The sequence below is a fragment of the Acinetobacter sp. BD54 genome (assembly GCF_044778325.1).
Classification (GTDB): domain Bacteria; phylum Pseudomonadota; class Gammaproteobacteria; order Pseudomonadales; family Moraxellaceae; genus Acinetobacter; species Acinetobacter baumannii.
On sequence record NZ_JANJEP010000010.1, the window covers coordinates 40,074 to 65,481 of the forward strand.

At 38.7% G+C, this 25,408-nt stretch carries 25 protein-coding genes; 9 read left to right on the forward strand and 16 right to left on the reverse strand.

The features are described 5' to 3' along the window. Nucleotides 1–150: 150 nt before the first annotated feature. From NQ782_RS15435 to NQ782_RS15445, 3 genes are all read right to left on the reverse strand, one after another. On the reverse strand, nt 151–1,500 hold the full coding sequence (locus NQ782_RS15435) for a hypothetical protein (protein ID WP_001248745.1): 1,350 nt from the start codon (nt 1,498–1,500) through the stop codon (nt 151–153). A 296-nt stretch (nt 1,501–1,796) separates the two neighbouring features. Then, a complete protein-coding gene (gene dcd, locus NQ782_RS15440; protein WP_000985728.1) occupies nt 1,797–2,366 on the reverse strand; it encodes a dCTP deaminase in 570 nt (189 codons plus the stop codon). A gap of 114 nt (nt 2,367–2,480) precedes the next feature. Further along, entirely contained in the window at nt 2,481–3,074 is a 594-nt protein-coding gene (locus tag NQ782_RS15445) for a LysE family translocator (protein ID WP_000626777.1), read from the reverse strand. A gap of 355 nt (nt 3,075–3,429) precedes the next feature. On the opposite strand from NQ782_RS15445, the gene NQ782_RS15450 reads away from it, so the two are divergent. After that, complete coding sequence (locus NQ782_RS15450) at nt 3,430–3,996, forward strand: DUF2062 domain-containing protein (protein WP_000605096.1); 567 nt, start codon at nt 3,430–3,432, stop codon at nt 3,994–3,996. A 30-nt stretch (nt 3,997–4,026) separates the two neighbouring features. On the opposite strand, the gene NQ782_RS15455 is transcribed toward NQ782_RS15450, so the two are convergent. The 3 genes from NQ782_RS15455 to NQ782_RS15465 form a co-directional block, all read right to left on the reverse strand. Beyond that, on the reverse strand, nt 4,027–4,899 hold the full coding sequence (locus NQ782_RS15455) for a 5'-methylthioadenosine/S-adenosylhomocysteine nucleosidase (RefSeq protein ID WP_001159889.1): 873 nt from the start codon (nt 4,897–4,899) through the stop codon (nt 4,027–4,029). Between the two features lie 145 nt (nt 4,900–5,044). Beyond that, nucleotides 5,045–6,274 carry an iron-sulfur cluster carrier protein ApbC gene (gene apbC / locus NQ782_RS15460; RefSeq protein ID WP_000118691.1) on the reverse strand — a complete coding sequence of 410 codons (1,230 nt, stop codon included), beginning with the start codon at nt 6,272–6,274 and terminating at the stop codon, nt 5,045–5,047. 145 nt (nt 6,275–6,419) lie between these two features. After that, nucleotides 6,420–6,920 carry a hypothetical protein gene (locus NQ782_RS15465; protein WP_000206127.1) on the reverse strand — a complete coding sequence of 167 codons (501 nt, stop codon included), beginning with the start codon at nt 6,918–6,920 and terminating at the stop codon, nt 6,420–6,422. A 286-nt stretch (nt 6,921–7,206) separates the two neighbouring features. Here NQ782_RS15465 and metG point away from each other — a divergent pair, with 286 nt between their 5' ends. Beyond that, entirely contained in the window at nt 7,207–9,270 is a 2,064-nt protein-coding gene (metG, locus tag NQ782_RS15470) for a methionine--tRNA ligase (protein WP_057093395.1), read from the forward strand. Nucleotides 9,271–9,396: 126 nt separating this feature from the next. Here metG and NQ782_RS15475 read toward each other — a convergent pair whose 3' ends face one another. Beyond that, nucleotides 9,397–9,585 (reverse strand): NF038215 family lipoprotein, encoded by a 189-nt coding sequence (locus NQ782_RS15475; RefSeq protein ID WP_000735804.1) that lies wholly within the window; start codon nt 9,583–9,585, stop codon nt 9,397–9,399. 162 nt (nt 9,586–9,747) lie between these two features. Beyond that, nucleotides 9,748–10,371: a LysE family translocator gene (locus NQ782_RS15480; RefSeq protein ID WP_000463103.1), complete on the reverse strand. Its 624-nt coding sequence runs from the start codon at nt 10,369–10,371 to the stop codon at nt 9,748–9,750. Between the two features lie 178 nt (nt 10,372–10,549). Between NQ782_RS15480 and NQ782_RS15485 the strand changes: the two genes are divergently transcribed. From NQ782_RS15485 to NQ782_RS15505, 5 genes are all read left to right on the forward strand, one after another. After that, nucleotides 10,550–11,119, forward strand: coding sequence for a TetR/AcrR family transcriptional regulator (locus NQ782_RS15485; RefSeq protein ID WP_000044601.1), 570 nt, complete (start codon nt 10,550–10,552; stop codon nt 11,117–11,119). Further along, a complete protein-coding gene (locus NQ782_RS15490) occupies nt 11,116–12,759 on the forward strand; it encodes an MFS transporter (protein WP_000047790.1) in 1,644 nt (547 codons plus the stop codon). Before NQ782_RS15485 ends, NQ782_RS15490 begins: the two co-directional genes overlap by 4 nt. Before the next feature lie 40 nt (nt 12,760–12,799). Then, on the forward strand, nt 12,800–13,945 hold the full coding sequence (locus NQ782_RS15495) for an HlyD family secretion protein (protein ID WP_001278631.1): 1,146 nt from the start codon (nt 12,800–12,802) through the stop codon (nt 13,943–13,945). Nucleotides 13,946–14,011: 66 nt separating this feature from the next. After that, nucleotides 14,012–14,893, forward strand: a complete 882-nt coding sequence (locus NQ782_RS15500) for a 1-aminocyclopropane-1-carboxylate deaminase/D-cysteine desulfhydrase (protein ID WP_005111961.1) — start codon at nt 14,012–14,014, stop codon at nt 14,891–14,893. A 117-nt stretch (nt 14,894–15,010) separates the two neighbouring features. Next, nucleotides 15,011–16,210, forward strand: coding sequence for an NAD(P)/FAD-dependent oxidoreductase (locus NQ782_RS15505; protein ID WP_000071503.1), 1,200 nt, complete (start codon nt 15,011–15,013; stop codon nt 16,208–16,210). Between the two features lie 12 nt (nt 16,211–16,222). Here the strand turns inward: NQ782_RS15505 and NQ782_RS15510 are convergent, their stop codons facing one another. The 3 genes from NQ782_RS15510 to NQ782_RS15520 all read right to left on the reverse strand — a co-directional run bounded on the left by NQ782_RS15510 (nt 16,223) and on the right by NQ782_RS15520 (nt 18,647). Continuing rightward, nucleotides 16,223–16,393 carry a hypothetical protein gene (locus tag NQ782_RS15510; RefSeq protein ID WP_000742883.1) on the reverse strand — a complete coding sequence of 57 codons (171 nt, stop codon included), beginning with the start codon at nt 16,391–16,393 and terminating at the stop codon, nt 16,223–16,225. A gap of 128 nt (nt 16,394–16,521) precedes the next feature. Then, the gene (locus NQ782_RS15515; protein ID WP_057093393.1) at nt 16,522–18,192 is read right to left on the reverse strand and encodes a mechanosensitive ion channel; all 1,671 of its coding nucleotides are present in this window, start codon (nt 18,190–18,192) and stop codon (nt 16,522–16,524) included. 227 nt (nt 18,193–18,419) lie between these two features. After that, nucleotides 18,420–18,647, reverse strand: a complete 228-nt coding sequence (locus NQ782_RS15520) for a hypothetical protein (protein ID WP_000543705.1) — start codon at nt 18,645–18,647, stop codon at nt 18,420–18,422. A 292-nt stretch (nt 18,648–18,939) separates the two neighbouring features. On the opposite strand from NQ782_RS15520, the gene NQ782_RS15525 reads away from it, so the two are divergent. Next, nucleotides 18,940–19,359: a hypothetical protein gene (locus NQ782_RS15525; RefSeq protein WP_002000170.1), complete on the forward strand. Its 420-nt coding sequence runs from the start codon at nt 18,940–18,942 to the stop codon at nt 19,357–19,359. Nucleotides 19,360–19,408: 49 nt separating this feature from the next. On the opposite strand, the gene NQ782_RS15530 is transcribed toward NQ782_RS15525, so the two are convergent. Next, nucleotides 19,409–20,170, reverse strand: coding sequence for a ferredoxin--NADP reductase (locus NQ782_RS15530; protein WP_000021170.1), 762 nt, complete (start codon nt 20,168–20,170; stop codon nt 19,409–19,411). Between the two features lie 86 nt (nt 20,171–20,256). Here NQ782_RS15530 and gigC point away from each other — a divergent pair, with 86 nt between their 5' ends. After that, the gene (gene gigC / locus NQ782_RS15535) at nt 20,257–21,144 is read left to right on the forward strand and encodes a LysR family transcriptional regulator GigC (RefSeq protein WP_001242992.1); all 888 of its coding nucleotides are present in this window, start codon (nt 20,257–20,259) and stop codon (nt 21,142–21,144) included. A gap of 19 nt (nt 21,145–21,163) precedes the next feature. Here the strand turns inward: gigC and NQ782_RS15540 are convergent, their stop codons facing one another. The 4 genes from NQ782_RS15540 to nuoM form a co-directional block, all read right to left on the reverse strand. Further along, nucleotides 21,164–21,457, reverse strand: a complete 294-nt coding sequence (locus NQ782_RS15540; protein WP_057094378.1) for a cold shock domain-containing protein — start codon at nt 21,455–21,457, stop codon at nt 21,164–21,166. A gap of 116 nt (nt 21,458–21,573) precedes the next feature. After that, complete coding sequence (gene upp, locus NQ782_RS15545) at nt 21,574–22,209, reverse strand: uracil phosphoribosyltransferase (RefSeq protein ID WP_001007343.1); 636 nt, start codon at nt 22,207–22,209, stop codon at nt 21,574–21,576. Between the two features lie 100 nt (nt 22,210–22,309). Continuing rightward, entirely contained in the window at nt 22,310–23,806 is a 1,497-nt protein-coding gene (gene nuoN, locus NQ782_RS15550) for an NADH-quinone oxidoreductase subunit NuoN (protein WP_001011955.1), read from the reverse strand. 2 nt (nt 23,807–23,808) lie between these two features. Further along, a complete protein-coding gene (gene nuoM / locus NQ782_RS15555) occupies nt 23,809–25,407 on the reverse strand; it encodes an NADH-quinone oxidoreductase subunit M (RefSeq protein WP_000429844.1) in 1,599 nt (532 codons plus the stop codon). Nucleotide 25,408 lies beyond the last annotated feature (1 nt).

The following is a 25,408-nucleotide window of genomic DNA, read 5'->3' on the forward strand; positions in this document are numbered from 1 at the left end:
CTTTTCACCCTAGACTAGAAGGCAAATCTAAATAGATATTGCCAACCCTTCCACATTTCCATTATGCGCAATATTTGCACAAATGCAAAAAAAAGAGCTTAAAAACTTACTTTTCCGATGAATGCAAAATTTAAAACTACACATTCATACTTAACAAAACTTTAAACTTCCATAGCAGTTTGGAGCAAAAGACTGATTAGCTAATTGTAAATTCTGTAATTCTAATAATGCTGGTCTTGCATTTGATAAATCCCTTGTCCCAACATTAAAATCACCACCAATACAATTGACAGCCAAGAAACCACAATTTAATGGATTCTGGGTTAATTCTTTACTCACCTCAGTAAGTGCATCTCTAATAGTATCTGTTTTAATAACTACACTATTAGTCGGGTCAATTCGACCAATATCGATTGGATTTGATAACTCTAGCCACCAACCACGCATTGCTGTTGATACTGTTCCAGGCCAACGTATATCCTGTCCCTGCATCGATAATGATAATGGGCTACCACTCAAATTAATTTTATGGATATAACCTAAATTTTCTAATAATGGTACTGTTACCGGCAAATTATTAATGGTCCCACGAAGATTACCATTTAACGTAATTCCCCCAAGGATATCGACATCAGCTGCCAGTGTACCCGACAAATCAATACCATTAACTATAGCAGAGGCTAATAAATTTACACTGCTCATCCGTTGTCCGGATACAACTGATTGAGGTAATGATAACTGTGCTTTTTGTGTAGGAGTCAATGTTATATCATAGGACTTGGTCTGGAAATCAAGATTGAATCCAGCTCCTAATGCAATCTCGCCTCTAGCTTTACCTGTAATTGCTTGATTAACACCACAACCCGCAGGAGATGGATATACACCACAAGCAGGGCTACCCGTTTGCGTGATGCGTGCAGCATCAACAGTCGCCTCACCTACTTGCGGCGCTACTACCATATAACCACTTAAACTATTAATACCATTTGGTGTGGCTGAGTTTTCTGTACCAATAGTTAAAAGCCCCTCAACCGCTTCAGCACTCAAGCGAATACCAGCTACTTCACGAGTCGAAGCACTATTTGGATTCTTTATGGCAAATTCAAGAAAAGGATTTGTCAGCTTCGCATCGCTTGCTACGCGGCCCTCGCGTGTATCTGCTACACCACTTAAACTAACATTATCAAAATCTATATCACAGCCGCCTGCACCATTTACCCCACCACAACCTAGTTGGAGCTTACGAATATTGGCATTAATTTCTAACTCGGCCTCTAAACCTAATTTATAAAATCCTACATTACTACTACTATCACGCAATTTTTCCAGATTTGCCGAATCATTAGGCGCGATATAAGACATACTCATTAATGCCTGACCACGAGTAGCTGATAGCTCAGCATCTGACATTGGAACTAAAGTAGAATCAGCATAGGCTGTAGAAAAGCATAAACTTCCGAGTGCTAATATCGCAACCTGAAGAGACGTAAACTGTCGCATGACCGACCTCCGTATCCTTGGGGGCATAATCTAATTTCTTTTTATTTGGCTTCTTTTTCTTTAATGTACTCTTAAACTAAATACATAAGAAAAATACCGATATTTACGATTTCGCTTCTTTTTAATTTGTGTGATCCACATCAAAGAAAAAAATCAATTCTTGATCATTTTATATCATTTTTTACAAAAGAAAACGTACCTTATTAATATTCCGATAAACGTCACTTTTTAAGGTATATATAAAAAATAGGCCACTTAAAGTGACCCATTTTTAAAGCTCATCTATTTTTAACAACTTATGTCTTAGGAAGTGTAACCCCAGTTTGGCCTTGGTATTTACCACCACGATCTTTATAAGAGGTTTCGCATACTTCATCACTTTCGAAAAATAGCATTTGTGCTACACCTTCACCCGCATAAATACGCGCAGGCAAGTTCGTGGTATTAGAAAATTCTAAAGTAACGTGCCCTTCCCATTCTGGCTCTAAAGGAGTGACATTTACAATAATACCGCAACGTGCATAAGTTGATTTACCAAGGCACACAGTCAAAACATTACGTGGAATACGGAAATATTCAATTGTACGCGCTAGAGCAAATGAGTTAGGCGGAATAATACAAACGTCAGACTCAATATCGATAAAACTTTTTTCATCGAAATTTTTTGGATCAACAATTGCAGAATGTACGTTAGTGAAAACTTTAAATTCGCGGGCACAGCGTACGTCATAACCATAGCTAGAGACCCCGTATGAAATCAATTTTTCGCCATTCTTATCAAAACGGACTTGATTCTCTGCATAAGGTTCAATCATGCCGTGTTTTTCGCTCATCTCGCGAATCCAACGATCAGACTTAATAGCCATGTATTTTCTATCCAAAAGGTAATTTCATTGATTGCGACGTACTTTAACGTAAAAAAGCAATTATGAAAACAATAGCGGCTACTCTTATCGCCAAGAATAGCCCGGAATAAATTTTTAAAGATTTAATAAAGCAGAATAGCTAATTGGAATTGAGAAACTAACTAAAACCAACGAAGCTGTTCTTTGTAAATTTGATTGATTTAACCAACGTACTTTATTTGCAGCCAAGACTGACCCTAAAAAAATCCAGAATAAGGCAATCGGGGTAATTAAAGCTAAATAAGCCAGCATATGAATGAGATAAATATGAAAATTAGTCCACGCTGCAACAGGAAAAATCGCTGAAGCAAAAAGTAATGCCTTAGGATTTAGTAAAGTTGCACAAAATAATTCACGTGGGCGAATAGTTGGCTGATCTAATTCAAGCTGTTGATTTGCCGTGTGCCATAATTTAATTGCTAAAAAAATAATATAACAAGCACTGAGCAATTTAAGTATAGGAGGTAATAAAGGAAGCGTTGCAGAAACTTTCCCGATTAACATTCCCCAAGCTGAAATCGAAATCACATACCCTAGAACTTCTGCCGGAATTAATTTAGCAGATTTTTTAAGGCCTACTTGTACTCCTGATGATGCAAGTAAAGTATTTGTTGGGCCAGGCGTAAGTAAAATAGTGGCAACCAAGCCAATAAAAAGCCATGAAATCATTGAATGACCTCACAATGTAGTCATCTCAGATTAATAGATATTAGTTTAGAAGGCAAAATCTAATTGTAAGACAATTTTTTAACATCTTAAGAAATAAAATTTAAAAATTATTTATAAACAATAATTTATTAAATTTTTTTAATTCTAAGCTAAAAAACTATAGAGTCAGTTACAGCGTATTACGTACCAAATTGTATTTAAGTAATATAAGTATTTTTATTTTAAATCTATTTTTACATTAAAAAGGCCTATAATAAATTATTACCGCAGTAAGTTTAATTTTTAAGCTTTTAATAAGTTTCAATTAATATATTGTTTCTCTGTGTTTATATGAGCCCCTAAGCTCTACTATCCTATGATTATGGCAAAGCAATTTTTTCAATCTTGGCTTCCTTCTCCAGAGAAAGTTTCAAATATGAAATTTTTAAGGATTTTCGGGCAAAAAACCCTTAATCCTGTGCTTTGGTATGTCAACCGTAAATCTATTACTCGCGCCATTTTTGTAGGGACTTTTTTCGGTTTACTGCCTATACCCTTTCATAGTGTATTTATTGTTATGGCAGTTTTACTGTTTGAAGTTAATTTACCTATTAGCTTAATGCTTGCTTGGCTCAGCAACCCTCTTACATTAGCGCCTATTTTGTATATTGGTTTCTGGTTTGGTGCCCATATTTATCATGTGCATATGATAAATAAGAAAATGCTTTTAGGGGTGCTTCACCAGATTTCACGTTGGATTACGCATTTTGGTCATGGTCATATCGATTTGAGCCTCGCTAAAATTTTAATATCAGGTCTCATTGTCGAAGCGTTTGTATTTGCAACCATACTATATATAGTGACTGAGATTTTCTGGCGTTGGATGGTCATTCGAAACTGGAAAAATAGAACAGGACATAAAAAACAAGAAGACGCTCTATAAGAATTCATCTTCTTGCCTAAAATTAAATTGTTATTTTGGTAGTTTAGATTTCATATATTCTTCAGCTACGTTAAGCACGTAGTCTTGGCAAGCTTCTCCTGTACCAGGGTCATAAGCTCCATTATTGGTAATATTATTAGATAAAATTCGAATTCCTAAAAACGGAACATTAAACTGGCTTGCAATTTGTGCAACAGAAGCCGCTTCCATTTCTTCAACTGAGGTACCATAACGCTCATGGAAAAATTGAATTCGGTCAAGTTCATTATTCCACACATCTGCCGAGCCAATCGTTCCTTCAACCACTTCACCTTTATCATAACGTACTTTATGTGCCGCCATTAATAGCTCTTGGTCACCTTCAAATTTACGAATTGCAATAGGCTCAGGGTCAGATTCATCTGTTGGTAAAACATCAAAAGCCTCAACCCATGTAAGTGAGTTTGAACCTCCACCTAATGGCTGTTTAGGCGTTCTAAACGCACCAATATTGGTTGCATATTTTCCTAAAACAATATCATAAACATGAAGATCAGGATCGTGCCCCCCTGCTGTTCCCTGGTTAATAATGGCAATCGGTTTATACCGTTCAATTGCCAAAGCAGTCGCGGCAGCAGAGTTACTCATCCCCATCCGTGTTTTAGAAATAATCATTGGATAACCATTGTAGGTTCCTTTCCAAAAGGTCCAGCCACCTACTGTTTCAACAGTTTTATTTTCTAACTTTGAAGCCATTCTTTCCGACTCTACGGGTAAAGCCCCCTGAATAATAATCGGCTGTAACTTCTGTTTTTGCTCCTGAACGGTTGGTGTTTGTGAAACTGATGAGTTGTCATCATTACATCCAACTAAAAATAAAGCGCTACATAAACTAATTACGCCCAAACTATACTTAAATTGCATTTTCCACCTGTTTCTTTGAAAAAGAAGCGTAAAGTAGCAATCTGCATGCCAATTTCAAGTTTAGCTTTGTTATTTAGATTCAGTAATTTAAATTTTTCTTTTAACCAGCCAATAAAAAACCCGACTTAAAGTCGGGTCAGATGAATCAAAAGATTCGTTTGTCATCTCGTGTGCGCTGAGGAATTTTTTCAATCTGTTGCCAGACTGCTTTCGCAATATCGATATAACTATCAGCTGCATCATCCATTGCAATCACACTCGGTTTACCTTGATCAGCATGCTCACGTATTTGAGCATTTAGAGGTAAGCGTCCTAATAATGGAATATGGTATTGCTCGGAAAGCTTATCACCACCACCGATACCAAAAATTTGCTCTTCATGACCACAGTTTGAACAAATGTGGGTCGACATGTTCTCAACGACACCTAATACCGGAATACCAACTTTATTAAACAACTCGATTCCTTTAGTCGCATCAAGCAAAGCAACATTTTGTGGGGTCGTCACAATGATTGAGCCAGTCACTGGAATACGCTGAGCAAGCGTCAGCTGAATATCGCCTGTACCCGGCGGCATATCAATCATGAGTACATCTAAATCTGGCCAAAGCGTTTGATTAAATAATTGCATTAGAGCGCCTGTAGCTTTCGGCCCACGCCATGCAACAGGTGTGTTGTTATCGCCAGTTAGATGTCCAATAGAAAGTACAGCCATACCGTAAGCATCTAACGGTACAAAATTTTCACTTTCAATAAGAGGAGTTTTACCAGCATTACCTAGCATGGTCGGGATACTTGGCCCATAGATATCAGCATCTAATACCCCAACCTTAAGTCCCATTTTTTGTAAGGCAAGCGCTAAATTGACCGTAGTTGTCGATTTACCAACACCACCTTTACCTGATGAAACTAAAATAACATTCTTGATACGAGGATGAAGTGGCACATCTCTCTGTTGCGGCGCCGCTTTCTGAATTGGTGGGTTATTTGGATCCGGTTCAGACTTAGGTGAAGCATCAAGCACAGGAGGTAAATTCGAATTCTCTTTCGGTGCTTTAGATGAACAACCTTGACCTGAACTCTCTTGTGTAGGGCGCTTTTGTTGAACTACATGTAAATTAAGTTCTTCAATACCGCACTTTTGCAAAGCACCAGCTAAATCATCATGAATTTGCTGCAAGTATTCTTTTTCGTCTGGGAAAGTATTAATGGTGAGTTGTAAAACACGACCTTGCACTTGAAGCTGACTAATGCGCTCTTTTAAAGCATCTTTTGAATCTGGCAATAAATAATTTTGGAGTACGGTTTGGATTTCCTCTTCTTTCACTTCTTGTGCGGGTGAAAAAACGGATTTTAATGAAGAAAGCCAAGACATATTGTTTACTCCAAAAACAGATCATTACAGCTTAATGGAGATAGTGTAACAGTATTGCTCCGCACTCGCTCACCTTGGGATGAATAATTACTAACTTCAGATCTCATCTTTTAGGTAAGGAGTACGGATTTTAGTTTAAATCAGCTTATTCAGCAGAATCATGATTTTTCAATTTATTAAGTTTTTCGGTAGCTGTTTTCTTCAACTCATCAAATTTCGCAGTTGCTTGAGTTTTTAACTCATCAAATTTTGTAGCCGCCTCTTCCTTTAATTCTGCAGCTTTGGCTTTAGCATCATCAAGTTTATGCGCTGCTTCAGTACGTAAATGATCAAACTTGTCTTGCAGGCTATGCTGAGCATCATCAAGTTTGCCTTTCAAATCACTAGCTTTATCTTCAACTGCCTCTTTTGCAGCAGCTTGTTTTTCTTTTACATTTTCCTTTAAATCTTCCAAGGCTTTTTCACCTTGTACTTTTGCATCGGCCGCTTTGGTCTTTAGCTCATCTACTTTATCTGCAACTGCTTCTTTACCCGCAGTTTGTTTCTCTTTTACATTTTCTTTTAAATCGTCCAAAGCTTTTTCACCTTGTACTTTTGCATCAGCCGCTTTTGCCTTTAATTCATCTAATTTATTTTCAGTAGTCATCGTTGTTATCCTCATCGTTAATTAAAAAAATTACCTGAATAAGTTATTAGTTATACATCGTTATGGCTTATTTTCTGACCGTAACTGCAATTTGAAACAAAGACAATACAGGAAGATTCAAATATTTTTTGATTTGTTTATCTGTTCTAAAGAGAAATAACTTCTGGCTTTAAGTCCATTTTTGTAGATACCTCTTATATTTAGTCAAAGATTATTAATCTTTGCTTATCTTCCTGCATCAGTTAAAATCTTCCACCTTATAAATACGAATGAGAGAATGAGATCCGTGCGTAAAATTTTAGTCACCAATGCCCTCCCTTATGCCAATGGTCCAATTCATATGGGTCATTTACTCGGTTATATCCAGGCAGACATCTGGGTTCGTGCCATGCGGGCAATGGGTCATGACGTGACTTATGTATGTGCGGATGATGCTCACGGTACAGCAATTATGCTACGTGCCGAAGCAAATGGTATTAGCCCAGAAGAGCAAATCGCGAATGTTCAAAAAGAACACATTCGTGATTTTGATGGTTTTGGCGTACATTTCGATCATTATGATTCAACTCATAGTGATGCAAACAAAGCTCGTTCAACAGATATCTATATTAAAAACCGTGAAGCCGGAAATATTGCAGTTCGACCTGTAACTCAATTATTTGATCCGGAAAAAGGTATGTTCTTGTCTGACCGTTTCATTAAGGGTACTTGCCCAAAATGTAAGTCCGAAGATCAATATGGCGACTCATGTGAAGTGTGTGGTACAACTTATAATGCGACTGAGTTACTCAATCCGCGTTCGACTTTAAGTGGTGCAACACCAGTTGAAAAATCATCAGATCACTATTTCTTCAAGCTCCCAAACTTTGCTGAATATTTGCAAAAATGGACCCGCGATGAAGGTCGCTTACCTCTTTCAATTGCGAACAAGTTAGATGAATGGTTTGAAGCAGGTTTAGCAGACTGGGATATTTCTCGTGATGCTCCTTATTTTGGTTTTGAAATTCCGGATGCACCGAATAAATATTTCTATGTGTGGGTAGATGCCCCAATCGGTTATATGTCTAGTTTTGAAAACTACATCAAAACTAAGCGCCCAGACTTAAACTTTGATGATTTCTGGAAGAAAGATAGTCAAAATGAGGTTTACCACTTTATTGGTAAAGACATTGTTTACTTCCATGCTTTATTCTGGCCTGCGATGCTTGAAGGCGCGAACTATCGCACCCCAACGGGCTTGTTCGTAAATGGTTTCTTGACTGTAAATGGACAAAAAATGTCTAAGTCTCGCGGTACTTTCATTAAAGCCGAGACGTACTTACAACATCTAAACCCAGAATATTTACGCTATTACTTTGCTTCTAAACTTTCAGATAAAGTTGAAGACTCTGACTTGAACCTTGATGACTTTGTTCAGAAAGTAAATTCAGATTTAGTCGGTAAAGTGGTTAATATTGCTAGTCGCTGTGCTAAGTTTATTAACAGCAGCTTTAACAATACGCTATCAAGTACATGTGCTGAATCTGACTTAGTACAAAGCTTTATTGATGCTGGTGATTCAATTGCTGCTGCATATGAATCGCGTGAATTCTCTACGGCAATCCGTGAAATTATGGCGCTTGCTGACCGCGCAAACCAATATATTGATGAGAAAAAACCTTGGGCTCTTGCTAAACAAGAAGGTCAAGAACAACAAGTTCTTGATGTATGCTCTGTCGGTATCAACTTATTCCGTCAATTAGCAGTGTACTTAGCTCCAGTACTGCCAACTTTAGCTCAGCAAGTTCAAGATTTCTTAAAACTTGAAAGCTTCGATTTCGAGTCACGTAAACAAATTCTTGTAAGCCATGAGATTGCGCAGTTCCAGCCTCTTATGCAGCGTGTTGATCCAAAAGCTGTTGCAGCCATGGTCGATGCTTCTAAAGAGTCTTTAGGTGCTCCTGCTCCACAAGCGACTAAAGCAGCGAAAATAGAGAAATCTGCCGAGAAAAAAGCAGCCCCTACTCCAGCAGTTGGTGAAGCTGAAATTATCGGTATTGAAGATTTCTTAAAAGTTGACTTACGTGTTGCTCAGGTCGTTGAGGCAGGTACAGTTGAGGGTTCAGATAAATTGCTTCAACTTACTTTAGACGTAGGTGAAGCTGAACCACGTAATGTATTTAGTGGTATTCGTAGTCAATATGCGCCAGAAGACCTAAAAGGTAAATTGGTCGTGATGGTGGCTAACCTTGCACCACGTAAAATGCGTTTTGGTGTTTCAAACGGTATGGTACTTGCTGCCGGAAATGATGAAGGCATTTTCATTATTTCACCAGATAGCGGTGCAAAACCTGGAGATAAAGTTTCTTAATCTAGATTCATAAAAAAGCTCCCTACATTGGGAGCTTTTTTATTTCTAACCTACTTTTTAAAATAAGCAGGCTTATCTGCACTGAGTACATTTAAAGTGCTATATGTGAGACATTCTATCCATCAATTAATAATTAGATTGCTCATGATTATTGGCTTGTAAATCGGGAATTTTGTAGTCTTTTTCATAAACCGGAGAACCAGCAATACTCATCGCCCGTTCATTTGAAGGTTGCTGTTTACTTGTTGTTCTCATCTCACATCCTGTAGTTAAGATGAAAAAAACAACCGAAATGCTCACCATTAGTTTTTTCATAACGTGATCCTCATTTCTTTTTGTTTTATTAATTAAGTTACCACTTTTTAAATATTTAAGTGCTAAAAAAGATATTTCAATTTGTATATATTTTGCGCAAAAATAAAGCCAGACTACAAAGAGTTGGCTTTATATTTTTTAGATATTTTAATTAAAGATTTATCATTTGAAGAAGATTAACTTTAAGCCCAATACACTAACAATGCTTCCAGCCACTCGGTCAACACCCGTTTTTGCTTTTAAATACATTTTTCGAGGCTTCTCTGAAGATAAAAGCATTGCTACACACGAGTACCAACCTGCATCAATCATAAAACAAATGAGCGGTAATGCGACGTAGTAATAATTTGGAATTTCTTTTGGCAGTAAAGCAGTAAAAACACTCGCTAGTACAACAGCAATTTTCGGATTACTTAACTGAGTAATCAAACCATATCGGTAGGCTTGTTTATAAGTCATTTTCGATTTGGCATCATTTTCCATGGCAATTGGTTCTTTGGCATGTTTAATAATTTTAAAAGCAAGCCAAAGCAAATACAGCCCTCCACCAATTTTTAAAATTAGATAAGCTGAAGGCACTGCCAATAAAACTGCCTGTAACCCCATAACTGCTAAAAAGCCAAAAAGAGCTGCACCCGTGCCCGTCCCTAATGCCGTAAACAAGCCATGTTTACGTGATTTAGATATTGAATTTTGCGCCACATAAATAAAGCTTGGCCCAGGACTTATTGCTCCAAGCATCAATGCCATCGCAATTGAAAAAAGAGGAATAAGGGACTCAAACATTGTATTGACCTAGCATCATGCAATTGCGCGATATTCTAGCAGCTTTTTATGACACATATAAAAATGGAAAAGAGATAAATTATAAAAATTGAATTTTCATGTTTTTACAATTTAGCTATTCACAACGGACAAAAATGTCCGTTAAATATATCATCTTTAAACCTCCCAAATCAGTGACATGAGTAAACGTCAAAAAATTGCAGCCCATAATCGGGATGAATTACTCAATGCAGCCGAGGAATGCTTTCGTATTCATGGTATTAATGTCCCTCTACAAGTCGTGATTGATCATGCAGGTGTAGGTAGAGCGACGTTCTACCGCAACTTTTGTGACCGCAAGGCTTTAATTAGCGCCCTTTTAGAGCGAGCGATTACACAGCTAGAGCAAAAAGCTGCTCATTTTCAACAATTCGAAGATGGTTTATTTCGTTTAATTGAAGGACATATTGCACAACTTCCCAAGCTCGCAATTTTGCAAGATTTTTGGAGAGTGATTGATCGACAAGATCCAATTATGCTAAAAATTTATGAACGGCGGAATAACGCACTTAAGCCACTGATTGAAAATGCAATAGAACAAAAACTGTGCCGAGCTGATTTAACTGCTGATGACTATGCAATGGTCACAGCAATGTTGGGTTCTTCATTTCAAGGACATGAACCTGAAGAACAAACCCGCTTAGCGAAACGAGCAATTGAATTACTATTTCATGGTATTCAAGTACAAAAAATTCGAGGGATAGAATGAGTAAAACGCCTCGTTATTTAGAAACGCCACCTGACTGGACACCAGAAGAACAACCGACTTTACCTGGTTCGCCAGCAGCGATTGCGCATTCTGTACCTAAGCGATTTCTTTATTTTTTTATTGGTCTGTTTGTCGCTATTTCAGCAAGCTTAAGTAATGGTTTCATTACGGCAAATTTACCCTTAATTCAAGGTGAGTATGGCCTGACGCCTTCTGAAGCCGCTTGGCTTCCTGCTGCTTATGTAATGGCGAATGTCAGTTCGAATCTGATTTTGTTTAAAGCTAGGCAACAATATGGTCTGAGAGTCTTTTCAGAAATAGGACTTGTTATTTTTATTGCCGTGCTGGTTTTGCACATTTTTGTGCATACCTATGAAATGGCCTTGTTCGCTCGGGTTGTAGCAGGTTTAGCTGGCGCACCACTCAGCTCTTTAGGTATGTATTACACCATGCAAGCTTTTAAAAAAGCCGACATGGCAAAAGGTATATATATTGCCTTTGGTTTTCAGCAGTTAGGTGTACCGCTCGCCTGGATTATTTCCCCTTTTCTAGTGAGCACAGATAGTTGGTCTGTTCTTTACACCTTTGAACTCGGCTTAGCGCTTTGTTGTTTAGCAATGGTAGTTTCTTTGAAATTACCACGTAGCTTACGAATCTATGTTTTCGAAAAACAGGATTTCTTCACCTTTGCTTTACTGGCGCCAGGTTTTGCATGTCTATGTATTGTGCTGACACAAGGCCCAATCTTGTGGTGGTTTAACAGTGAATGGCTTGCTTATGTATTAATTGCAGGTTTTAGCTTAGTTGTTTTAGGTTTGCTCTATGAACATTATCGTGCCAATCCATTAATTATGACACGTTGGTTAGGCGCCTCCTCAACCCTACGCTTTATCTTTGGTGCTTTTGCCATTCGTCTTTTAATGTCAGAACAAAGCTATGCAGCCGTTAACTTCCTAAAAACTATGGGAATGGGTCCAGACCAATTTGTTCCACTGTATGTGGTCATATTGGTGGGGATTTTAAGCGGAACTCTATTTAGTGCGCTTACTTTCTCGCGTGAACGAATTATTTTTCACTTACTTTTTGCAGAGTTTTTGATTCTCATTGCCTGTGGATTAGATTATCACCTTACGAGCGATGTACGGCCTTCAAACTTCTTTGCAAGCCAGTTTTTAGTAGGCTTTGCCGGCGGCCTGTTTATCGGTCCTTTACTTCTAATTGGATTTGCACAAACTTTGGCTAAAGGTCCTTCGTATGTAGTGACTTTTATTGTCTTATTCTCTGCAACCCAAACATTTGGTGGCCTTGTTGGCTCATCTTTCTTCTCGACCTATCAACAACATCGTACACAAAACTATCAAGTCGAGATTATTAAAGATTTGGAACAAGCCGACCCATTAGTTGCTCAAAGGCTTTCTACCTATCAACGTAGTGCAGCCATCACAACAAATGACCCCGCATTACAAACAGCTCAGTCTATGCGCTCACTTAATCAAGTGGTTACTCGTGAAGCTCAGGTCCGTGCCTACAATGATGTGATTGCATTAAACGGTATTTTTGCCGTCGCCTTACTCTTATGGGGCGGATTTAATATTGCACGTAGTAAATACCTACAACGCAGAGGAATTAGCCGCCCTTAACGGCTTTTGTTATTGATGAAATAGAAATTGAGATTGATATATGTCAGATGATCAAAATAAACCGGAACAAACCCCTGCTCAAACATCTAATAATGAGCCAACGCCTGCACCTGCACCTGCACCTGCACCTGCACCTGCACCTGCAAGTAAACTGATTCCGACAAAACGCTCAACCCTATTATGGATGTTGGGTGTGCTTATTATCGGTATTTTAGTAATTTTGTGGGCATGGAGAATTGGGCCTTTTGCCACGAGTGTGCAGCAAACTGACAATAGTTATGTCAAAGGTAAAACTACCATTTTATCGTCGCAAATTAATGGCTACGTTAAAGATGTATTAGTGAAAGACTTTGACCATGTTAAAAAGGGTCAAGTATTAATGCATATTGATGCCACCACTTATGACCAAAAAGTAGCACAAGCGGCTTCGGGAGTAGAACAGGCCAAAAATACTTTAGCCAATCAAACTCAGTCAATTGCTCAAAAACAAGCGGATATTGTGGCTGCGCAGGCTAAAGTAGAACAAGTTAGGGCTCAATATGAACTTTCTTTAGCACAGCTTAGACGCTATCAACAGCTAGGGAATAGTGGAGCAGCTTCTAAATCTGAGCAAGATAAAGCCGCTGCTGATGCCGAAAATAATCTTGCAGCCCTTAAACAGGCAGAGGCCAATGTTCTAGTTGCCAAAGAAGCACTTAAAACAGCTCAAGTCGCAGAAGCAGGCTTAGAAGCACAAGTTTCCAGTGCTAAAGCACAGTTAGACCAAGCTCAAACCACCAAAGACTATAGTGTTATTGTTGCTCCAATGGATGGACAACTTGGTGAAGTAAACCCTCGCGTTGGGCAATATGTGGCCGCAGGATCACAGTTACTCTATCTGATTCCACAGCAAACTTGGGTGATTGCCAACTTTAAAGAAACCCAAATTGCCAACATGCGAATTGGACAAAAAGCGTGGTTTACAGTCGATGCAATGAAACATAAAAAATTTACAGGTCATGTTGAACAAATCTCTCCAGCCGCGGGTTCCGAGTTCAGTGTACTAAAACCGGATAATGCGACAGGAAACTTTACCAAAGTCGTTCAACGAATTGCCGTGCGTATTACCATTGACCCAAATCAGGAAGGAATAGAACACTTACGCCCTGGTATGTCAGTGATTACTTCTGTCGACACAAGCTCTTAATCAGCTTTTTAAAAACCTCTTTAAAAAAGCTACAATGTGATCAATCATTATTTTTCTCAATTTCTAATGTTTGATCACATTGCCCAACCTATCTCCTATCAGCACATTGAACTATCCTTCCCTGTTCATCTCGACATTAAACGTTTAGATTTAGTTCATCCTCAAATTTCGGGTAATAAGTTTTTCAAATTAAAATACAATTTGCTTGCTGCAAAAGAACAAGGTTTATCAAGCATTTTGACTTTTGGTGGGGCTTACTCAAATCATATTGCTGCAACAGCTTATGCAGCTCATCTTTTTGGTTTAAAAAGTATAGGAATTATTCGTGGTGAAGAGTTAGCTAGTAAACCACTTAATCCCACCTTGGCAAAAGCTCAAAGTTTAGGAATGCAGCTACATTTTATCTCTCGCCATGAATATCGCTTACGAGATGATGCAAATTACCTTCAACAATTACAGCAACAATTTCCGCAGACCTATATCATTCCCGAAGGTGGTTCCAATGAACTGGCAGTTCAAGGTTGTCAGGAAATCCTCAGCCAATATGATTTAGAGCAATATGATGTGATTTGCTGTGCAGTCGGAACTGGCGGAACGATTTCAGGTCTGATTGAAAGAAGTGCAGCACATCAGAAAGTCTTAGGATTTTCGGCTTTAAAAGGTGATTTCTTACAACAAGAGATTAGGCAATGGACTAAAAAACAAAATTGGTCTTTGACAGATGTATACTGCTGGGGCGGTTATGCGAAAACCTCACCTGAACTATTCGCATTTATTGAAAATTTTGAAGAGCAATATACGGTCCCCCTTGAACCGATCTATACCGGAAAAATGATGTTTGGTCTGTTTGAACTTATAAAAAACAATTATTTTCCAGAGAATACTCGTATTTTGGCAATTCATTCCGGTGGTTTACAAGCTGATATTAGAAATAAACCTCACACATGACTCACCCGCTTTTAGAAGGCCTTATCCCTTACCTGTATAAATGTCCTTAGCATGAGTAAGTGCTGGCATGATAGTATATGCCCCTTTTTAATTTTCACGACTAATCGAGAACTTCTTATGTCTAACAGTCATGTCGATGTCATTGTCTTAGGTGCAGGTGCTTCTGGACTCATGTTGGCTGCACATGCTGCTAAACGGGGACGTTCGGTCTTAATTTTAGAAAAAGCCAATAAAATTGGTAAAAAGATTTTAATGTCAGGCGGTGGGAAATGTAACTTTACCAACCTCTATGTAGAACCTGAAAACTATATTTCTCATAATCCGCACTTTGTTATTTCTGCCCTATCACGCTATAGCAACTGGGACTTTATTGGTCTGGTCTGTGATTATGGAATTGCCTATGAAGAACGTAAACACGGGCAATTATTTACGCTAAACGGCGCTAAAGAAATTTTAGAGATGTTGGTAAGTGAGTGTAATAAAACAAACAATGTCGAAATCCAGACCCATTGTGAGGTTGGACAAGTCGATCCATTAGAACAAGGTGGTTTTTCAGTACACACAAATCAGGGCCGTTTTAGCTGTGAATCATTAGTGGTGGCTACAGGCGGATTATCCATCCCAACTTTAGGTGGCTCTGGTTTTGGCTATGAATTGGCACAAAAATTTGGACATACAGTTTTCCCAACCCGTGCTGGTTTAGTACCATTTACTTTTTCAGATCATATTAAAGAAGTCACTACACGCCTAAGTGGTAATGCTTTAGATGTGACTCTAACTAACTCAAAGAATAGCTTTACTGAAGCATTATTATTTACGCATCGTGGTTTGAGTGGTCCAAGTTCTTTACAGCTTTCAAACTATTGGAATACAGGTGAAAGTTTTAAAATCGACTTTTTCCCGAGCCAAGATTTAGCAACTTATTTAAAAGATAAAAAGAAAGCCCAACCTAAAGTTTTACTGCGTACTCTTCTAAACGAATTTACGGCAAAAAGTATTGTACAAGAATTACAACAACTTATATGGCCAGAGCAGAGCGAGACAGCCATTGGTAATATCAGTGATGCACAGCTAGAGCATATTGCCGAGCAGCTACATGGTTTTACTGTTAAACCATCAGGCACAGAAGGATATCGTACTGCTGAAGTTACCTTAGGTGGAATTGATACAACTGAAGTTTCATCTAAAACACTCGAAAGCAAAAAGCAGAAAGGACTATTCTTTATTGGAGAAGTACTTGATGTGACTGGCCACTTAGGAGGCTATAACTTCCAATGGGCTTGGTCTTCGGCTTATGCAGCTGCACAATATGTTTAAATGATGAATAAGCTAATTTGATGCTTTCGAATCATTGGATGATTTTTCAGAATCATGCTTATGGCTTGTTGTCTGTTTTGATGATTCGGATTTACTAAATACAAATTTATAAGCACTTGCTAAAAAACCAACGGTAATCCCAGCAATTACAACAGGTGCTAAAAAACGACCAGGTTTTTTCATCGTATTTTCCTCACTTATTTGTTTTTATAGCTGTCAAAGACAGAACGACCACTCAATATAGAGTGGTCGAACTTATCACAAAAATCAAAGATTTTTTGTACTGTTTATCTGAAAATTAGTTACACCTACTAAATTTCATCATTTTCGCCAGTAGAACCAAACGGTTTATTTACTGGTGGTTGTGATGGATTTACTTGTGCAGAATCAGCTGGTTTTGCATCAGATGAAACTGTTGTTGATGGTGCAGTCGTTGACGGAGTTGAAGCCGTAGACGGACTACCTGTTGTATTATTAGTAGTAGGCGGTTGATATAAAGGATTTGGTTGATTTGCCTCTTTCTTAGCTTTATCCAGTAAATCAGATAAAAGTCTTTCTGCTGGTTGACGACCACCCAAGCCAAATGCAAGAGCGAAAGCAACTGCAACTGCGCCTAGCGTTAAGCCGAATGCAAGGTTTACGATCGAATCGGCAATACCCATCGCTCTTAAACCGAGTGCAAGAACTAAACCAATAATCAAGACACGAACCAAACTACCTAACCAACGCGAACTATTATATTCACCGCGTTGAACTACGTTTGCCACAACATTTGCAAGCCAGAAACCAATCACCAAGATTACAGCGCCCAATAGAATGTTTGCACCGAAATGGATAAACATTGCGATTAGACCACTAATCTGATCGAAACCAAGACGGTCTGCAGCTTCAGAAACTGCAAACAACATGGTAAAGAACACGATTAGCCAACCAACGGCATTAGAAACTTTAGTTTGACCTAAAAAGCGTTGTACATCTAATTTTGCAGGAATTTCATCAACACCAGTTCCTGCAATTAACTCGGCAACCAAGCGACCAACAAAACGTGAAACAATATAAGCAACCAGTAAAATTAAACCAGCAGCAATAATGTTTGGAATAGCTTGTAAAATTTCATTGAGCATTGCTGTTGCTGGCTGAGAAATAGTCTCAATACCTAAAGCTTCAAATGCTACAATCAATGTCGTAATAATAATGATGGCAAAAACAAATGAACCTAAGAATTTGCCTACATTTGAATTTTTGAAAAGACCAATTTTTTCCGCTTGAGATTGCACACCTAAGCTATTAATTAATCCTTCAACAATACCGCGTACAATTTTTGCCAAGATATAACCAACAAAAACGATAACGCCAGCAATAAAGATATTTGGTAAGAATGCTACAGCATCATTTACCATATTTTGAACTGGAATCAGTAAGCCTGTTAATCCTAAGATTGAAAGAACAATCGGAAGGAAAAGTAACAATACAAGCCAGTAAAGAATTTCACCAATATTCTGGCTAATTCCCCCTACACCCACTTCGCTGCTTAACTTATCATCAAGTTGAGTTCGGGATAAAACATTGGTCACCCCCGCCCGCACCAGTCGAGCAACGATCCAGCCAATAAAGCCCACCACTACAGCAGCAATGATATTTGGTATATAGACGAGTACCTGATTAACCATGTTGCTAAATGGACCGCTCACTCCACTAATGTTGAGCACATTTAAAGCAGCAACAACGGCGAGAATCAGAATAAACCAGAATACGACTTTGGAGATCAGACCTTCTATATTGGGTGTACGTCCAGTCGCTGAAGATAATTTCGCATTGGTATTTACTTTTTGCAGAAGTTTTTTTACACCTGCCGCCACCAATAAAGCGATGATCCAGCCTACCAGTAAGATGACAATTGCAGCTAAAATAGGATGAAACTGATCCCAGTAATACATCGCATCAAACTGAGCGCCGCGAGGCCCATTAAAAAATTCATTCATATTGTTATGTCCTCAATTGTTATGTTCTTTTCAGTGTTATCACTAAATGAAAAACACCAGTTCGTTGTAAAAAATGACGATAAATGCGGTCTATGTCACCTTATGTTTTGAATATTTTTCAATCAACAACCTTCTGCATAAATACAACAAATTGATGCAAAAGATTGCAAAAAAAGCCTTCAGGTCACATCCTAAAGGCTTTTTATCACGATATACTGGTTAGCTTATTACCCTTCATAGGTCTTCAAATCAGAAGTACCACTAATGACTTGTGGTATGGTCTCATGTTGAAATGCGGCTTCCTCTTTTGGGGTTTTGCTGTGATCAGCAACCATATAAACCACAAGTGCGAGAAGAAAAAGCCCAACAATAATTAAAATATAAACTGGCAATCTTCTTTTTTTTGCAGTCTCTTCCGGACTCGTCACATGAGGCGGTTTTGAAAAATCATGCATCTTCTTTCCCCTCTTCTATTATCATTAACTTTATATTCATCATAACAATTTGATTTGTTGCATTGTGTGAAAAAGCATTATGAGAAGGTGTCTACGGTTGCAAAACTCTACTTTTAAAAATATTAATTTAGTATAAAATTTAGCCACTTTAATTATAACGTTTTAGAATCTAACTTCTCGATATTCAGAATCTTCGCTAAAGTCCGATTTGTAATACAATATGTTTTAGCCCTTACTTTTTATAAAATACGCTATAATAAGCCCCCTTGTTTTAAAGCTACTCAATTTTATGATGTATCGTCAGCAAAGCGTAACTCTTGATCTCGACACTGACGTCACACATCAATGTTATTTGCATCAGACAAGAGATGACCATCTCATTGGTATTATTGAATTTAATAAACCAAGTTATGAACTCAAATGGGGTGATCTTGAATATTTCCGTCGCCGCACCGAAGAGTTCTCGGTCATGCCATTTCCTGAATGCATTAATGCGATGATTGTTGATATTCGTAATATCAATGTATTTCTGGACAATGAAGTTCCAATTTTACCGTGGCGTTTACTCGAAGAAGATTGTCCTGTTCGCCTAGTTGTTCCTCAAGACCGCCTTGAACACTATGCGGGATTATTTGAACCAACATGGCTTTCAACAGATGTCGACAGCGCGATTGCAGAGATCCGTGAGTTTATGGATATGTTTGTCCATTAATAAACAAACATATCCATAAAATTTTTCTTAAAATATTTTACTTCCTGTTTTACCAGTAATTTTCTACCGCAATATTTCCTTCACCGCGACGATTCATTGTAAGACCACGGCGTTTTAGAGCCTCTTTCGTATCATCAACCATTTGTGGGTTTCCACAAAGCATGACATGACTTGATGCTGGGCTGAGTTCTAAGCCTGCTACTTTTTCTAGCTCACCATTTTCGATTAACACGGGTAAGCGTTCATGTAACGGTGCAGATGGATCTCGGGTAATAATAGGAATAAATTTAAAACCTAAATGTCCTTCCCCAAAAGTTTCAGCAATCTCTTGAATACGGTCAACATAAGCCAGCTCAGCCGCAGTACGAACACTGTAGACCAAGTTAATTTTCTGGTAATTAGACCAAGTTTCAAAGTCTTGTAGCATTGACAAAAATGGAGCCAAGCCTGTACCTGTTGCCAGTAACCACAGATCATGCGGTAAAGGCTGTTGATAGCGTGCCAACGTCAGGTAACCATATGGAATTTTTTCCAAATAAAGCTCATCACCGACTTTCAAATGCTGTAGATTCGAAGTGAAGGCACCGTCTGGTACTACAATTGAGAAAAACTCTAGCGTTTCATCAAACGGAGAAGACACCACCGAATACGCACGGACAACTAGCTCATCTCCTACCTTTAAACCAATACGCGCAAATTGGCCTGCCGTAAATTTAAAATGCGAAGGACGCGTCATGGTAAAACTGAAAAGTGTTGGGGTCCAACGATGAACAGATAAAACTTTTTCTACGCTAAATTTTTCAATTGACATGATTTCAACGTGGCATGAAATAGTGCGCTCATGTTAGCATGACAGCCGAAATAATGAATACTTTTAAACGTTAAGGCTTTTTAAACATGCGGATGACATTACGCCAGTTGGCTGTTTTTGTAGCAGTCGCCCAAGAAGGAACCGTTACTAAAGCCAGTGATGCGGTCAGACTGACGCAAAGTGCAGCAAGTATGGCTTTAGCCGATTTAGAAGACGGCTTAGGTGCTCCTTTATTTGATCGTTTAGGTAAGCGCTTGCAGCTAAATGATCTTGGACGTTTTCTGCTTCCCCAAGCATTAGAAATTTTAGGCCGCTGTGAAGCCTTTGAACAAGCAGCCAAGGGTGAGTTACAGAGTATTGACCTTCGTATCGGGGCTACTTTAACCATCAGTGATTATCTCATGCCAGATTTAATGGCTAACTTCTTGCAACGTCATCCACAAGCGCATTTACAACTTCAAGTTGGTAACACACGCCAAATGATTGAAGCTGTAAATCAGTTTCAGCTTGATTTAGCTTTAATTGAAGGGTCTTGTCACTTACCTCAACTCCAATGTATTCACTGGCGTGACGATGAGCTAGCAGTGTGCTGCTCACCTGACCACCCGTTAACACGTTTAAATCGCCCACTTACCCCTCAAGATTTTCATGACGTAGAATGGATCTTACGTGAAGAAGGTTCAGGTACTCGTGAAGTCTTTGATAATGCAATTTTGCAAGATTTACCAGATGCAAACATCCGTTTGACGCTTGGACATAACGAAGCGATCTTAAAAATAGTGGCTGGCGGTTTAGGAATGTCGTGTATTTCAAAGTTAGCGATTGAACCTTTAAGTGAAAAAGGTCAACTTGTTATTTTAGATACTCCATTTTGGCAACTTACCCGCCCTCTTTATATGCTAGTGCACCGCCAAAAATATCAAGGTCCGGGCCTTAAAGCATTTTTAAAATTTTGCGATGAAGATCAGGCTTAAAGCTTGATCTTCACATTCATTAGTGGCGGAAATTAGACAATAACTCACTTGTGATCGCTTTATTGTGATCAGCAATTTTAGTTTTCTTAGTCTTCGCAGGGTTAGGATCAATACGCTCAATTTTAATTGCTTTAAATTTTCCTCGATTATCTGCAGCAAGAAATCTCACTTTTTCATTTCTTTTCGGTTCACCTTCGGATGCAGGGAAATCAGAAATATGAAAGAAAATATCTCCTTCAGTCGTCGAAATAAAACCAAATCCTTTATCGGCGTTATATTGTTTTACCCTTCCAGTATAAAACTCTTGCTTCATGATTTTTCACCCTACTTTCCCAATGCAATTACTGTAGTAAATAAAAAGAGACTTTCATTTCCGCTCTTAAAATTTATACGGCTTAATGAAGTCTCTTTTTATTGTTATTTCAAAAATTAGTCTTTTTGAACACTACCAAAAATTTTGTCACCAGCATCGCCTAAACCTGGAACAATATAACCATGTTCATTTAAGCCATTGTCAATAGATGCAGTATAAAGCTGAATATCAGGATGTGCTGCCTCTACTTTCGCGATTCCTTCAGGTGCTGCAACTAACACCATAACACGGATATCTTTACATCCACTTGCCTTTAATACATCAATAGCAGCAACTAAAGAATTACCTGTTGCCAACATTGGATCAATAATCATGGCAATACGGTTAGCGACATCAGGAACTAACTTTTTATAGTAAGTACGTACTTCTAGAGTTGCTTCATCACGCTCAAGCCCTAACACACTTACTTTTGCACTTGGAATTAGGTTAAGCACACCATCAAGCATACCGATACCTGCACGCAAAATCGGTACAATCGTTATTTTTTTACCCGCGATACGCTGCGTAGTAACATTGCCAGCCCAACCTTCAATCTCACAATCCACAACTGGTAAGTCTTTCGTCGCTTCATATGTCAATAACATAGTCACTTCCTGAGCAAGCTCACGGAAATTCTTGGTACTGATGTCAGCACGACGTAATAAACCTAATTTATGACGAATAAGTGGGTGACGAATTTCTTGAATGGCCACAGATGTTACCTAAAAATATAAAAACGTATTTATTATAATCTTTTTTTAACTATCAATAAAAAAAAGCCTCCATATTTGGAGGCTTTTTTGTACACAAGAATTATTGTTGCTGAGAAAGCATGAAATGTAATGGAGATAAAATTTCTGCTTTTAATGCCAAATTAATCATTGGATCTGGATAAACACCCAAAATAATAACTAATGCAGCAGCAGCCAATACCATTAAACCACCCACTTTTTGTCCCCAATGTGCATCAGCATCAATACGAGGAGTTTCAGGTGGAGTCATATACATAACAACCATCACACGTAAGTAGTAATACAAACCAATACCACTACCCACAATAATCATTGCAGCTAAGAACCAGTGTTGAGTTGTTACAGCAGCCATAACAACCAAGAACTTACCAATGAAGCCTGCTGTTAATGGAATACCAGCCAAAGATAACATCATGACTGTTAATGTTGCTGTAAGTACTGGACGGCGCCAGAACAAACCACGGTAGTCTGCAAGGCTTTGCGCTTCATCTACGTTGTTATATGGGCTAGACATTAACGCTACTGCACCAAAAGCACCAATAGTCGTTAATACATAAGTCACCACATACACAGTTACGCTGCCCAAGCTTGCATATGTCATGCTGATTAAAGCAATTAACAAATAACCAAAGTGAGCAATAGATGAATAACCCAAAATACGCTTTAAGTTGACCTGACGAACAGCGAGCAAGTTACCGACTAAAATTGACAATACGGCAATGATTGTCAAAACAGTCACTAGCGAGTTCACCATGATTGCGCCAGAAGCAAGCAAATAACGTACGAACAAACCAATTGTTGCAACTTTAGCAGCAGTCGCCAAGAACGTTGCCATTGGAGCTGGTGCACCTGCATATACATCTGGTGTCCATTTATGGAACGGTGCAAGCGACAATTTGAATGCAACAGCAAAAATAATGAGTGCTAAACCTAATAACACCATTGGCTGTTTGATTGCACCAAATAAAGCTTGTACAGAGTCATAGAATGAAAGCGAACCAGTGTAAGCGTAGATATACGCCATACCCATCAACAACATTGCAGAAGCTGTTGCAGAAAGCACAAGATACTTAATCCCTGCTTCAAGCGACTGACTACGTTGATATGTATAAGCAAGTAAGCCGTATACAGGAATCGACATTAACTCAAGGCTAATGAAGAATGATGCATAGTGTGAACTTGCAACCATCAACATTGCACCTGCTACAGAAGCAAGTAACAGAAGATAGAGTTCTTCGCGGTTGTCTTTATAAGTCTCAATATATGCATGAGACAAAGTACAGCAAGCCAATGATGCAACTAAAATCATGAATTGATAGAACATAGTAAATGGATCAACCATAAACATGCCCATCACATTTGCCGGCACAAATTTACCGCCAAATAATTCTAACAAGATATAAAGTGCAGCAAGGTTTAAACCGACAACAGAGGTTGTTGCGATTAAATTATGGTTACGCTTAATTGAAATTAACAGCATGACGACGACTGCTGTCAAAGCAACAATCATCACCGGTGCTAAAGGCATAAGCGTAGAAAATGATACTGTGAAGTTCATGATTATTGGATCTCCACATGGTCAAGTTGAGTAGCTGTTTGCTGAACAGTTTCAACGACTTCTTGTACTGGTACATAACTATTGACCAACCACTGCATGCTTGAATGAGATACATCCAAGAATGTTTGTGGATAGATACCAAGCCAAACGAGACCAATCGCACAAATCATCAAAATACTAACTTCACGAGCAGATAAGTCTTTTAATGGACTAGTGTAGTGTTGCTTTTGTTCAGAGTTTGGTTCACCAAACAAAGCACGGTGAATCAAGATCAAGCCATACAAACCTGCAAATACAAGGCTGATAGAAGCAATGATCGTGAATACAGGATATTTATTAAATGAACCCATCAAAATCAGGAATTCACCAATAAAGTTACCTAAACCTGGCACACCAACAAGAGCTGCGACGAAGAACATTAAGAAGAACGGTAAATACTGGAGCTGACCACGAAGACCACCCATCAAACGTAAATCACGTGTATGTAAGCGCTCGTAGATTTGACCAGACATAATGAACAATGCAGCTGATGACAAACCATGTGCCAACATCATGATCATTAGACCTTGGAAGGTCAAAATATTACCTGCATAAATAGCAAGTAAAACGAAGCCCATATGTGAAATCGACGTATACGCAAGTAAACGTTTCATATCAGTTTGCTGGTAAGCACACCACGCGCCGTAGAAAATACCAATCAAACCGAAAATAATTGCAATATCTGCAAACTGTGCAGAAGCTGCCGGGAAGAATGGAATTACAAAACGAAGCAAACCGTACGCTGCTGTTTTAATCAAGATACCAGCCAAGTCTACAGAACCCGCTGTAGGTGCTTGAGCATGGGCATCCGGTAACCAGCCATGCAATGGGAAAACTGGTAACTTCACTGCAAAACCAATAAAGAAGCAGATCATGAAACCATACGCGAAGCCAGCAGGTAAACGATTCGCTACAGCTAATAAATAGTTGTAATCAAAACCGATCATACCCGTCATCATGTAACCATAAACCACAAGGCCAAGGATACCGATTAACATTACTAAACCAGCGATTTGCGTATATAAGAAGAACTTGGTTGCAGCGTAAACACGTGAGCGACCGTTTGAACCCTTATGACCCCATAACGCAATCAAGAAGTAGATTGGTACAAGCATCATCTCCCAGAAGAAGAAGAATAGGAACAAATCAATTGCCAAGAACACACCGATAACGCCCCCTAAACTCCATAACAAGTTTAAGTGGAAGAAACCAACATTCTTTTGGATTTCACCCCATGAACAACCAACAGCAAGTACACCAAGTAAAGCTGTTAATAACACCATGAGTAAAGACAAGCCATCCACTGCTAGATGAATGCCAATACCGAGAGATTGAATCCACGGTAAGTAAAACTCAGCTGTCCAAGTTGGGACTTTTGAGCCTAACTCGTAGCTATAAGTACCACTTTGCCAAAGTGCAAGACCTAAGCCCAACGTAATGAGCATACCAATTAAGGCGATCCAGCGTGGCAAAGTTTTGTCGAGTTTATCGACTAACCAACAAGTAAAACCTGCAATGAACGGAACAAGGATCAGCGCGGGTAAAATTAAATTGTTTTCCATT

Excerpts from the sequence above, each read along its gene's own strand:
- NQ782_RS15435 (WP_001248745.1), bottom strand. The coding sequence starts at position 1,500 with ATGCGACAGTTTACGTCTCTTCAGGTTGCGATATTAGCACTCGGAAGT.
- dcd (WP_000985728.1), bottom strand. The coding sequence starts at position 2,366 with ATGGCTATTAAGTCTGATCGTTGGATTCGCGAGATGAGCGAAAAACAC.
- NQ782_RS15445 (WP_000626777.1), bottom strand. The coding sequence starts at position 3,074 with ATGATTTCATGGCTTTTTATTGGCTTGGTTGCCACTATTTTACTTACG.
- NQ782_RS15450 (WP_000605096.1), top strand. The coding sequence starts at position 3,430 with ATGATTATGGCAAAGCAATTTTTTCAATCTTGGCTTCCTTCTCCAGAG.
- NQ782_RS15455 (WP_001159889.1), bottom strand. The coding sequence starts at position 4,899 with ATGCAATTTAAGTATAGTTTGGGCGTAATTAGTTTATGTAGCGCTTTA.
- apbC (WP_000118691.1), bottom strand. The coding sequence starts at position 6,274 with ATGTCTTGGCTTTCTTCATTAAAATCCGTTTTTTCACCCGCACAAGAA.
- NQ782_RS15465 (WP_000206127.1), bottom strand. The coding sequence starts at position 6,920 with ATGACTACTGAAAATAAATTAGATGAATTAAAGGCAAAAGCGGCTGAT.
- NQ782_RS15475 (WP_000735804.1), bottom strand. The coding sequence starts at position 9,585 with ATGAAAAAACTAATGGTGAGCATTTCGGTTGTTTTTTTCATCTTAACT.
- NQ782_RS15480 (WP_000463103.1), bottom strand. The coding sequence starts at position 10,371 with ATGTTTGAGTCCCTTATTCCTCTTTTTTCAATTGCGATGGCATTGATG.
- NQ782_RS15485 (WP_000044601.1), top strand. The coding sequence starts at position 10,550 with ATGAGTAAACGTCAAAAAATTGCAGCCCATAATCGGGATGAATTACTC.
- NQ782_RS15490 (WP_000047790.1), top strand. The coding sequence starts at position 11,116 with ATGAGTAAAACGCCTCGTTATTTAGAAACGCCACCTGACTGGACACCA.
- NQ782_RS15495 (WP_001278631.1), top strand. The coding sequence starts at position 12,800 with ATGTCAGATGATCAAAATAAACCGGAACAAACCCCTGCTCAAACATCT.
- NQ782_RS15500 (WP_005111961.1), top strand. The coding sequence starts at position 14,012 with ATGTTTGATCACATTGCCCAACCTATCTCCTATCAGCACATTGAACTA.
- NQ782_RS15505 (WP_000071503.1), top strand. The coding sequence starts at position 15,011 with ATGTCTAACAGTCATGTCGATGTCATTGTCTTAGGTGCAGGTGCTTCT.
- NQ782_RS15510 (WP_000742883.1), bottom strand. The coding sequence starts at position 16,393 with ATGAAAAAACCTGGTCGTTTTTTAGCACCTGTTGTAATTGCTGGGATT.
- NQ782_RS15515 (WP_057093393.1), bottom strand. The coding sequence starts at position 18,192 with ATGAATGAATTTTTTAATGGGCCTCGCGGCGCTCAGTTTGATGCGATG.
- NQ782_RS15520 (WP_000543705.1), bottom strand. The coding sequence starts at position 18,647 with ATGCATGATTTTTCAAAACCGCCTCATGTGACGAGTCCGGAAGAGACT.
- NQ782_RS15525 (WP_002000170.1), top strand. The coding sequence starts at position 18,940 with ATGTATCGTCAGCAAAGCGTAACTCTTGATCTCGACACTGACGTCACA.
- NQ782_RS15530 (WP_000021170.1), bottom strand. The coding sequence starts at position 20,170 with ATGTCAATTGAAAAATTTAGCGTAGAAAAAGTTTTATCTGTTCATCGT.
- gigC (WP_001242992.1), top strand. The coding sequence starts at position 20,257 with ATGCGGATGACATTACGCCAGTTGGCTGTTTTTGTAGCAGTCGCCCAA.
- NQ782_RS15540 (WP_057094378.1), bottom strand. The coding sequence starts at position 21,457 with ATGAAGCAAGAGTTTTATACTGGAAGGGTAAAACAATATAACGCCGAT.
- nuoN (WP_001011955.1), bottom strand. The coding sequence starts at position 23,806 with ATGAACTTCACAGTATCATTTTCTACGCTTATGCCTTTAGCACCGGTG.
- nuoM (WP_000429844.1), bottom strand. The coding sequence starts at position 25,407 with ATGGAAAACAATTTAATTTTACCCGCGCTGATCCTTGTTCCGTTCATT.